Genomic DNA, 6,964 nt, shown 5'->3' with positions numbered 1-6,964 from the left:
TCATCAGGGGGTTGGCGCGCAGCGCCGTACGGCGCAGCCGGACACATCGAGAGGAGGTCGTCGCGAAGCAGACCGTAGGCGATGCCCCCTGATGGACACCGGAGCGAGGGAACGCCGAGCCTAAGCGAGGGGCCGTACGCTCGGGGCGAGCGTTTTTTTGCTTACTTTTTTTAGGAGCTTGTAAAAAAAGTGAGTCGCCGTCAGGGCGAAACCCTAAGTGGCCGTTACCGCAGAAACGGATATGTACACGAACGAACAAACCAAGAGCCTAGTGCGCCGTCACCCGCGCCCGCCCCCCCGAACCACTCGGCGACAAAGCCAACGCCAACTGCGTCCGATTATGCATATGCGTCAACCGCAACACCTGCGACACATACAACTTCACCGTGTTCTCGGTAATCCCCAACTCACAGGCAATCTGGTAATTGGTCTGCCCCTTGCCCACCAACCGCGCAACATCGAGCTGACGAGGCGACAGCTGATTGAAGATCGCCGGCATCTCCTCCCGATCAGCCTCACCACCCGACGACATAAGCGGAGCACGACGAACCTTATCAAGATCCTGATAAAGATCGTCGATGGACTCGGACAAACATTGCAGCTTCTGATTCAAATGCCCCAACTGCGCACTTTTCAGCTGTTCCTGAAGCGCAACCTCCTGACGCCGCACCCCTTCGAGCAACTCATCCAGGTCAATCGGTTTCTGATAATAGTCCGCGATCCCGGCGCGCAAGGCCTTGATCACATCCTGTTTGTCAGCTCGCCCGGTAAGCATGATGGCTTCGAAGGCCCGGTGCTTGCCGGCGATGCGTTGCAGCTCCTGAACCAGTTGAATACCGTCGAGCCCAGGCATATGCAAATCACAGAGCACCAAGCCAATGTCGGTGTCTTCGCGAAAGCGCGCGATGGCCTGCTGGCTGGACTCACAAGGCACGCACAGGTAGCCGCTGCTTTCAAGAAACTCGCAAAGCTCTTCCACAATCAGCGGTTCGTCGTCGACCACCAGCACTTTTACCGCAGAGGTAGGCTTGTTCACTTACAACTCCATGCCCTGTCCGAAGGCTGTCAGTTCCTGTACCAACAGCACTGGCTTACAGGTGCTGAGTTGAAAGTAGACGTACTTTCCTACTATGTACATAGCGCTAGCCGCGCCACGCGACTAGTGGATCCAGGGCAGTGTCAGCAGCACGCCGATCAGCACGAAGGGCGCGAAGGGCGCTTTTTTTGACAGTTCCGGCGCCAGGTACTGAAGACGACCTCTAAGCCCTTGACTCATATGTGGCCAAACCTTTGGGGCGATCAATAACCACAGTAGGCTGGCCACCCCGGCACCGATAAAACTGCCGAGCAAATGCAGGTTGTCGGTCGCCAGACCGATCGTCGCCATCAGCTTCACATCAGCGGCCCCCAACCGCCCCAACACATAACCGGGCACGGTAAACAGCAGCGCCAGCAGCAGTGCCCAACCACCCTGAGCAGCCGGTGCGCCCAGCCAGGTGGTGCCGGTCCACAGTAAATAAATCAGCGCCAACAACCCTGCTCCCAACGTCAAGCTGTTGGCGATATGCCGTTGCTGAACATCCTGCGCTGCGCAAAGCGCCAGCCAGATCAGTAGGACAAAACTCTGCATCCGGTAAAAATCGTCCGTTTTGGCTGAATGATTCTATGCTGATATCACGTAGATGTTGTCAGGGTAGACGCACTCATGAAATCAGGCCTCCCCAGAAAGCAAAAAGGCGCTGTGGCGATTGAGTTCGCCTTGGTGTTCGTGATCTTTTTTGCAGTGTTTTACGGGATCGTCAGTTACAGCCTGCCGCTGTTGCTGGTGCAGTCTTTCAATGAGGCCACTGCCGAGGCGGTCCGGCAAAGCGTCGCACTGGACCCGAACACGGCCAACTACCCGCAAGCCGTGCAGGACCTGGCAAATAGCGTACTGAAAAATCAACTGTCCTGGGTGCCGAGCGCCTTCAACATCACCTATGGCGTGGACACCACGGCCGTCTATAGCGCAGGTGTGCTGACGGTCAGCGTGACGTACCCCACCAGCAAACTCAATCAGGTCATCCCGTTCCTCGTCCTGCCAGGCGTCGGCACCGTGCCCAACCTGCCGACGAACCTGACTGCGCAATCGAGTCTTCAATTTTGACGCCTGGGGAAAAGCTCTTCGGCCGGCTGCTCAATCGTCCGCCGTTCCAGGAACCCGACACGCCCTACAGCCTGGTGACGCAGAACGTCGGCTTGCACCTGCTGCTGAACCATGAGGGACGGGTGCTGCAAATGAGTGGGCCGTTGCGTCATGCGCTGGCGCAACATCCGCCCGCCGAGCAATCCCTGCAACTGATCGATTACCTGCTGCCCCACGGTCGCCTGGCCGTCGAAGGCACACCCGCTGACTGGCAAGGCCAAAGTCTGGACCTGGACTTCAGCGGCCTCGGCGGACAAACCCTGCACCTGCGCGGCTGGGTTCAGCCGACGCCTGACGGCTGGCTGCTGCAGTTGCTCGACATTGGTGATCTGCTCCACGAACGTGAACAGGCCCACAGCCGCGAGGAATGTCAGGTGCTCGAGGGGCACATGAGCGAACAGCTGCGCCTGTGCAGCCTGATGCGCCTGCCCGAGGTTCTGATCGAGCAACTGCAAGGTCTGGCCCAGCGCTGGCACATTCCCTGTGTCGCCATCGCCCTGCTCGATGAGCAAGAACAAGGCTGGCTGATCCACAGCCAGTACAGCGCACACGACGCTCCGCAGCTGTGGAAAACCGGTCAGTCGCTGGGCACCAGTCTGGACAGTTTGAGCGGCAACACCCCGCTGCGTTTGAGCGTGGCTCACGGCCTCAGCGAGCACCCTCGGTTGCAGGGGACTTTCGGTAATGCCGACGGATTTCTGGTGCCTTATCGCGATGATCACGGTGTCGCGGCCTGGTTGCTCTGTGGCTTTTACTCGGTGCAACAGCGCGCTCCGGAGCTCAGCGAGCGTGACTGGCTGCTGCTTGCCGCAGCATTGGCCGGGCCGCTACTCGGGCGTTTGCGCGAGCAACATCAACATCAGCAACTGGAACGACTCGAAGTCCTGCAAGGTTTGCTCGGCACCGGTTGGTGGGAGCTGTTCGGCAACACTGACGAGGTTCAACTGGCGCCGCAATTGGCGCTCACTCTGCATCTGGAGAGCGCCCGGTTATCGCTGACTCAGTGGCTGACGCTGATCCATCCGGCCGACCGCCAGGAGTTGACCAGCCGTGTGCAGGACCTGCAACAACACGGCAAGACTTTGCTGCTGTGCGTGCGCCTGCACCGAGCCGACGACGCCCAGACGCCGATCTGGTATCGCTTGCAAGGCCAGGCGCTGGGCGTAGGCGAGCAGCGGCGGCTGGTGGGTTTCATGCTCGACATCAGCGACATCAAAAATCAGCAACAGCAAGCTGCCGCCGCCCATGCACGGCTGGACAACCTGATCGCCAGTTCGCCGGCGGTGATCTACGTGCAGCGCTATGTCGAAGGCGCGCTGCAACCGAGTTTTTTCAGCGACAGCCTGCTGCCGTTGCTCGGCTGGAACCTGAACGATTTTGCTGACAACGCGATGATCGAGCGGGTTCATCCCGAAGACCGCGACCTGTATTTCGAGCGCACCCGCCAGTTGCTGCGCGAGGGCACCGTGCGCGCGCGTTACCGTCTATGCGACCAGAGTGGCAACTACCACTGGCTGCTCGATGAAGCCAAGCTGCTGCGCGATGACCTCGGGCTGCCGGTCGAGGCGGTCGGCTTGTGGCTGGACGTCACCGAAGCAACCCTGGCCGCCGAACAGGTCAAGCAAAGCGAGGAGCGCTACCGGATTCTGGTGGAAGATTCGCCCGCGATGATCTGCCGCTATCGTCCCGACTTGACGCTGACGTTCGGCAATCGTCCATTGGCGACCTACCTGGAATGCACGCCCGAACAACTGCCCGGTGTTGATCTGGGCAGTTGGCTGTCGGCCGAACAGCGCGAAGCCTTTGTGCTGCGCCTGCGCCAACTGACGCCGGAGTTCCCGGTAAGCACCGCGGAAATCAGTCTGCAACTTCCCGGACGTGAACACGCCTGGTGGGTCTGGTCGGATCGCGGGGTGTTCGACGAGCAGGGTCGCCTGATCGAAATTCAAGCCGTGGGCCGTGACAACACCGAGGTCCGCCGCTCGCAACAACAGCTCACGCAAAGCGCAAAAATGGCCACCCTCGGAGAAATGGCCACCGGGCTGGCCCATGAAATCAACCAGCCGCTGAACGTGATGCGCATGGCCATCGTCAACGTGCTCAAACGCTTGAACAGCGGCGACGTGCAGATCGATTACCTGCAAGACAAGCTCAACCGCATCGATGCCCAGGTCCAGCGCGCAGCACGGGTGGTCGATCACATGCGGGTATTCGGTCGGCGCTCGGAGATCGAGCAACAACTGTTCAACCCGGCGCAAGCGGTGGAAGGCACACTGTCGTTGCTGGCCGAAGGCATGCGCGGCAAAGGCATCGATTTGCGGATCAGCGAAATCGGTTTCGAGGCCAACGTATGCGGCCATGTCGATCAGTTGGAACAAGTGCTGATCAACCTTATGGTCAACGCCCGCGATGCACTGTTGAGCAAGCGTGAAGGTGATCAAACGTTCAAGCCGTGGATTTCGCTGTATGCCGAATGCGACCACAGCTCGCTGCGGCTGTGGGTGGAAGACAACGGTGGCGGTATCGATCCACGTTTGCTGGAGCGGATCTTCGAACCGTTCTTCACCACCAAACCGGTAGGTATCGGCACCGGGCTGGGGTTGTCGGTGAGCTACGGTATCGTCGAGAACATGGGTGGGCGGTTGAGCGTGCGCAACTCGGTCCAGGGTGCGCGGTTCTGTATCGAGTTGCCGATTGCGCAGGAGACTTAGATCACCAGGTAGGCTTTGCCTTTTTGCCCGCAGGTGAGATTGAAGCCCACATCGACCTTGTTGACGTCGATCCCCAGATTGAGCAGCAGGTTATTGATCAACGGATCGACCAATGGTGCGAGCAAACCATCGATTGCACCGATCAGCGCCGTTGTCGCGTCTGCCAAGAGCGATGACAGCGTGTTGAGCAGCAAAGCCGTCAGACCGCCAATCGTCGGTGTGTGCTGAATCAGCGTTACGCCTCCCAAGGTCCCGCTCAAACTACCCACCACGCCCGATACCGAAACAGTGTGAAGCGGCAATGGCGGAACATTGATGTCCTTGGGGTTGTTGTAGGTGTAATTCGGATCGCTGGCCCCTGCGATCGAGGCATCAATCATGATCTCGCTGCCGCCGCCGGCAAACGGTGTGCGCGGACCACAGATAAAGGTCAATCCGTGGCAGGTCTTGCTACCGATATCGACCAGGGTCAACGGCGAAAGCGCTGACAACGGCGAGGAGGAAAACCAGATTGCCGGGTCGATTCGGCCGACTTTGACGTTGAGCGCGGCAATGTCCGTGGTCGCAGTGAGACTTTTGCTGGTTGGACTGACGCACGTGTAATCGGTGACATAACTACTGCCGACTCCCGCTTCGATCCCCACATCCAGATTGAGACCCTCAGGCACTATTTGCAGATCTGTTTGTGTACAGGTTGCCAACAGACACCCCGGTGCCAGCAGCGTGTTAATGGAAACGATGATCGGGCTCAACAGCGTATTAACCAGCTGCAACACGGCGTTGATCAGGGAAAGGTCGACCGTTGTGAGGACTCTTACCTGCGCCGTCTTCACATAGATTCGGTTCACGCCCAACGGGTCAGCCTTGGCCAGCTCCGGATCGCCAACGGCAGAAAACTGCGGCGGCTCAATCACTTTTATACGAGTCGTCACACCCAACAGACCCAATACGTTGACCGGTAGAACGGCGGTCACTGTACTGTTTTTATTCGCCAGTTGAACAAACCCCTGAACCAGTTGGAACAGTTGCACCGTGGCGTCCAGACTGGCCGCCGAGCTGCCCGTCTGGAGTTGAAGTACATCGCCGAGTTTGATCGGCTGAGCATTGGTGGTCCCTACCTGCAAATTGGCCAAAGCCGTCATCACATCGGCCGAGGCGCCATTCTGATTCGCAACCGTTGCAGCGGCGTGGATGAACTGAGTCACCGTTCCTTGTGCGTTGAGCAATGCCGTGTAATCGCCTGCGGTCACCCCCAGTTCAATGGCTAACTGGTCCATGTACTTGAGCAGATTGATATCGGTATTGACCAAGCCGTCCCAGCCCAGGGCTGTCAGGCTCACGCTGCCGCCCAGAAGGCTCGAGAACAGCGGATTCAACAGATTCGACCTGGCGGTGTCGACGCTTGCGAGTGAGCTGCGAATGCTTAACTGCGCCAGCGTCGGCTTGGGCCCCGCTCCCACCGCCGTGGCCGTCAACAGGGTATTGGCGCTGGCCGAAGCCCCACTGAACAACGCCTGAAGAGCACCCACCGCACTGGTCGGTACCACGTTGGTGGCAACTACCTGAATGGCCGTCGATTGCGTGACGCTGGGGACGAAGGTGCGCAGGTGGGTCGGTGCCGTCACCAGCGAACCGCAGGTGGTGGTCAGGGTGCTGGTGGGGCTGATGATGAACGCATTACGCACCGCGCTTTGCCCGGCATAACTGGCTGCCGTCAGACCCGGCAGGCAGGTGCCGCCACGGCTGGCCGCTTCCAGTGCGGCGTTGTCGGCTACCCGTTGCAACTTGCGCTGTTCCAGATAGAGCCGGCCGCTGTCGACCACCAACAGTGCAAACAATAGCGCGAGGCCGAAGGTCATTGCCGCGAGTAAACCGATAGCGCCACGTTGCCGGGCGGGGCCACGAAACTGCGAAGCGGGAGACATCGAGCACTCCTTTGCCGGCGCACTGCCGAGCGCTACCTCCAGCAGTGTAGTAGATACCGTCTTGAGCCTCACCGGGCAAGCGCAAGTTTCGGGTCAAAGGGTTGACCCGACTTGAGCACGCCGTAAACGAAGTGCAACAGCTT

At 59.4% G+C, this 6,964-nt stretch carries 5 protein-coding genes; 2 read left to right on the top strand and 3 right to left on the bottom strand.

The window, feature by feature from the left end; all coding sequences use genetic code 11:
* Positions 1–268: 268 nt before the first annotated feature.
* Positions 269–1,036 carry a response regulator transcription factor gene (locus ACIPIN_RS28555; RefSeq protein WP_401124774.1) on the bottom strand — a complete coding sequence of 256 codons (768 nt, stop codon included), beginning with the start codon at positions 1,034–1,036 and terminating at the stop codon, positions 269–271.
* A 123-nt stretch (positions 1,037–1,159) separates the two neighbouring features.
* Complete coding sequence (locus ACIPIN_RS28550; protein ID WP_401124772.1) at positions 1,160–1,630, bottom strand: prepilin peptidase; 471 nt, start codon at positions 1,628–1,630, stop codon at positions 1,160–1,162.
* Between the two features lie 75 nt (positions 1,631–1,705).
* Here ACIPIN_RS28550 and ACIPIN_RS28545 point away from each other — a divergent pair, with 75 nt between their 5' ends.
* Together ACIPIN_RS28545 and ACIPIN_RS28540 are read left to right on the top strand one after the other, a co-directional pair.
* Complete coding sequence (locus tag ACIPIN_RS28545; RefSeq protein WP_401124770.1) at positions 1,706–2,146, top strand: TadE/TadG family type IV pilus assembly protein; 441 nt, start codon at positions 1,706–1,708, stop codon at positions 2,144–2,146.
* A complete protein-coding gene (locus ACIPIN_RS28540; protein ID WP_401124767.1) occupies positions 2,143–4,896 on the top strand; it encodes an ATP-binding protein in 2,754 nt (917 codons plus the stop codon). The genes ACIPIN_RS28545 and ACIPIN_RS28540 overlap by 4 nt, the downstream gene beginning before the upstream one ends.
* Here the strand turns inward: ACIPIN_RS28540 and ACIPIN_RS28535 are convergent.
* Positions 4,893–6,821 carry a pilus assembly protein TadG-related protein gene (locus ACIPIN_RS28535; RefSeq protein ID WP_401124765.1) on the bottom strand — a complete coding sequence of 643 codons (1,929 nt, stop codon included), beginning with the start codon at positions 6,819–6,821 and terminating at the stop codon, positions 4,893–4,895. The two genes, ACIPIN_RS28540 and ACIPIN_RS28535, sit on opposite strands and share 4 nt — an antisense overlap.
* Positions 6,822–6,964 lie beyond the last annotated feature (143 nt).

It is taken from the genome of Pseudomonas sp. NPDC087697 (assembly GCF_044743155.1).
In the GTDB taxonomy this organism is placed as follows: domain Bacteria; phylum Pseudomonadota; class Gammaproteobacteria; order Pseudomonadales; family Pseudomonadaceae; genus Aquipseudomonas.
The sequence above is the reverse complement of the archived record's forward strand: the minus strand, read 5'-3'. Positions and strand labels throughout refer to the sequence as shown.